A 3,140-nucleotide genomic window follows, 5' to 3' on the forward strand; every position below is an offset into this window, starting at 1 on the left:
CCGCAATCTCGATACGCTGCAATCCGGTCCCGGTCCCGGAAAGTTCGAACGCGCGGAATGCGGTGCCGCCTTTCCCTTCCAGCTTGCTGCTGATCTCGCGAGTCACCACGAGCGTTTCACGCGTTCGCGCGGTCAAGGTGGAGCGGGTCGTCGTATAGACGGTCATCGGCACGCCGTTGCGACACACCAACGCCACCGTGCTGTCGCGCCACTGATCGCCGTCCGCGACGCCGTCCGGGATGCGAACCAGCAGTTCACGCGCCAGCTGCATCGCACTCACTTCGGGGCGATCGCATTCGTTGGCCAGCGGCGGACGCGTCACCATCCGCAGTATGGTGCTGTCGATGATCGCATCGATCAGCAGTCGCGATGACGTGACGGCGGCCACGCCGTTCGTGACGGACTGTCTCGCATTCTCCGGGATGCTGCTGCGTACGGTGAACGAATCCACCTGACCCGATCCGCGCAGTGCGCCGGTCGCACTCCGATCGAACGACATCGACACCAGCGCTCGCGTGTCGATCCGCTGTTCGTTCGATTCACCGGCCGGCATCGCGGCGCCACTGACGTTCAGGCGCGTACTCGCGGCGATCGTCCATTGGCTTGGTGACAGCACCCGAGGCAACACGACGCGCAGACGCGAGACCGGCGCCGGTACTGACGGTGGCGGGAGCACATCCCTGCCCGCGGACGGAAGCGGCGCTGGTGCCGGCGTGGCCGACGCACACGCCAGTATGAAATACGGCCCGAGCAACACCGCGGCGGCGGTGCGCACACGCTGTGTCATGTCGTCGATACCTCGTACTGCATCATCGAACACTCCGCTGGGGATCCCGAGATCTCATGGAAAGTCGCCGGCCTATAAGCCGGGTTCTGTCAGTGCTGACATACGCACGCGTACATCAACACCGGACGGTCATTCCTCTCGGCGTGCAGTCACCTACACGCTCCAGCAGCCTACCCGCGGCTCGACGTCTTGCAACGTCCTTGCGAGACGGGTCATCTCTCGCCGCTTATTTGGCCTTGCTCCGACTGGGGTTTACCGAGCCACCTTCGTTACCGAAGGCGCGGTGGGCTCTTACCCCACCCTTTCACCCTTACCGCACCGACGGTTTCCCGACCGCACGGCGGTTTGCTTTCTGTTGCACTGTCCGTCGCATGAAGCTCACGCCGCATGCGCCCAGGCGTTACCTGGCAGTCTACCCTGTGGAGCCCGGACTTTCCTCGGTGCCTGAGCTTGCGCCCACACATCGCGACCATCCGGCCGGCGACCGATCCATGAGTACACGAAATATAGCCACGCCCAAGATGTTGTTGTCATAACACGGTCCTATTGCCATGGATTACATCGCATCGCCACAGCGTGACGACACGATGACGACACCGCGCTAGCCTGACGTCGTGATGGGGCCCGCTGTCGTCGCAGCCCAGGGCCGATACACACACTCTCTGGTACGCGAGGCACTTATGGCATTCCCGTCGAGATCATCACTGGCTGGTCCCACCGTCTACCCGAGGCGATCGGCGAAGTCGGCGCCAGTGCCCACCACCCGACCGTCTACCACTACGCCAACGGTCGCCGACTCCCCATCACGATCCATCGTGACCTTTCTCACGCCGGCCGAACAGCAGCGGGTCGACGCACTGGGGCAAGGGAGCTACACCACGGTGCATCGGGAGAGTTTCGACGACATGCTGCGCGATCTTCGCACCACACCAGTCTCCGCGATACTCGTGTCGGTGTCGCGTTATCAGCAGCAACATGCTTCCCAGGTCGCCCGCATGGTGCGTGAATTTCCTCGCGTACCCGCCGTGGCATTGCTCACTGGAAACGAAGCGCGCACCACACAGTCACTGCTGGCGCTGGGGCAGCAAGGAGTACAAACACTTGTGGATGCGCGCGATCCTGCAGGGTGGCGCGATCTTCGCCACGTTGTACATCGCGAAGTAACCACCACCATCGAGTCCGTCGCAATTCGCCGGCTTCGTGCCGACCTCGTGGGCGCCCACGATGATTGCTTACGTTTCTTCGACGAACTCTTTCTCGCCCCACGCTCTCTGACCACTGTCCGGCAGCTGGCGCGACGGCTCGGCGTGGTACCCACCACTTTCATGAGCCGGTTCTTCCGCGCCGGCATTCCCGCTCCCAAGAAGTATCTCGCTACCGCACGATTGGTGCGTGCGGCGCGATTGCTCGAGAACCCGGGCTACAGCCTCACCCAAGTCGCTTTTCTGCTCGAGTACTCGTCACCACAGAGCTTTTCTCGGCATGTCGCGCACTCATTGCAATGCGGCGCAGCGGAGTTCCGCAACAGGTATAGCGGCGAAACCATGCTCGAGCACATGCGACAGCATCTCATTCTTCCCTATCAGCCGCAACTCCTCGCGTTCGTGCCCGTCGATGTCACGCCGCAATGGATGTCGCGCCTTGCGCCGGTGTCGGCGGCGACCCCGGTCGTGACCCCGACGGCATCTCCACTGCCACATGCGTCAGCATAGCGGAGGCCAGCATAGGCCACCCCGCAGGAGGCGTGCCGGTACTATCGCTCGTATGCCGGAGTGCCACCGCGCGCAGGCGCACTGCGGTTTGCGATAGCTGTGCTGCGCTACGTGACAGTTCCTCGATGCTGGCGTGCTGCGCAATCGAGGTATCAGCCGCCGAACGCGCCCCGAGTGATGCCCGCTCCGCCGCCGAATCGAGCGCTTCGAAGGCATCGGCCACGCCGGCCGACAGCGTGGCCTGCGTGTGCGCGAGCGTCGCGACATCGTCGCTCTGATGCGCGATGCGTCCGATCCCGCTGACCAGAGTCGACAACGCCTGCGTGGCATCTCGTGCAATCTGTCCGGCCCCCACCACGTCGTCGGCAGTCGTATCCATCGACAACACCGCCGCACCGATATCATCGCGCACACGTTGCACCGTGGCCGCGATGCGCTTGGCCGCTTGTGCACTTTCCACGGCGAGCGTGCGGATTTCGTCGGCCACCACCGCGAAGCCCAGCCCTTCATCCCCGGCCCGCGAGGCTTCGATGGCGGCGTTGAGGGCCAGCAGATTGGTCTGCCGAGCAATGCGTGAAACTGTGGCCACGAAATCGCCGACTTGCTCCGACGCGGGGGCCAGCAGTCGCACCTGTTCGGCT

The 3,140-nt window shown here is 63.8% G+C and carries 2 protein-coding genes, 1 other RNA gene and 1 pseudogene; 1 reads left to right on the forward strand and 3 read right to left on the reverse strand.

What is annotated here, in order from left to right:
• Positions 1 to 787 (reverse strand): hypothetical protein (locus tag ACIRA7_RS16120; protein WP_396221857.1); only part of this gene is annotated, 787 nt, incomplete at its 3' end.
• 59 nt (positions 788 to 846) lie between these two features.
• Positions 847 to 1,272, reverse strand: an RNA gene (gene rnpB, locus ACIRA7_RS16125) — RNase P RNA component class A.
• 330 nt (positions 1,273 to 1,602) lie between these two features.
• Between rnpB and ACIRA7_RS16130 the strand changes: the two genes are divergently transcribed.
• Entirely contained in the window at positions 1,603 to 2,499 is an 897-nt protein-coding gene (locus ACIRA7_RS16130) for a helix-turn-helix domain-containing protein (protein WP_396221858.1), read from the forward strand.
• 253 nt (positions 2,500 to 2,752) lie between these two features.
• On the opposite strand, the pseudogene ACIRA7_RS16135 reads toward ACIRA7_RS16130, so the two are convergent.
• Positions 2,753 to 3,140, reverse strand: a pseudogene (locus tag ACIRA7_RS16135) (methyl-accepting chemotaxis protein); the annotation flags it as partial.

Origin of the sequence: Gemmatimonas sp. (assembly GCF_044376735.1) — a bacterium.
In the GTDB taxonomy this organism is placed as follows: domain Bacteria; phylum Gemmatimonadota; class Gemmatimonadetes; order Gemmatimonadales; family Gemmatimonadaceae; genus Gemmatimonas.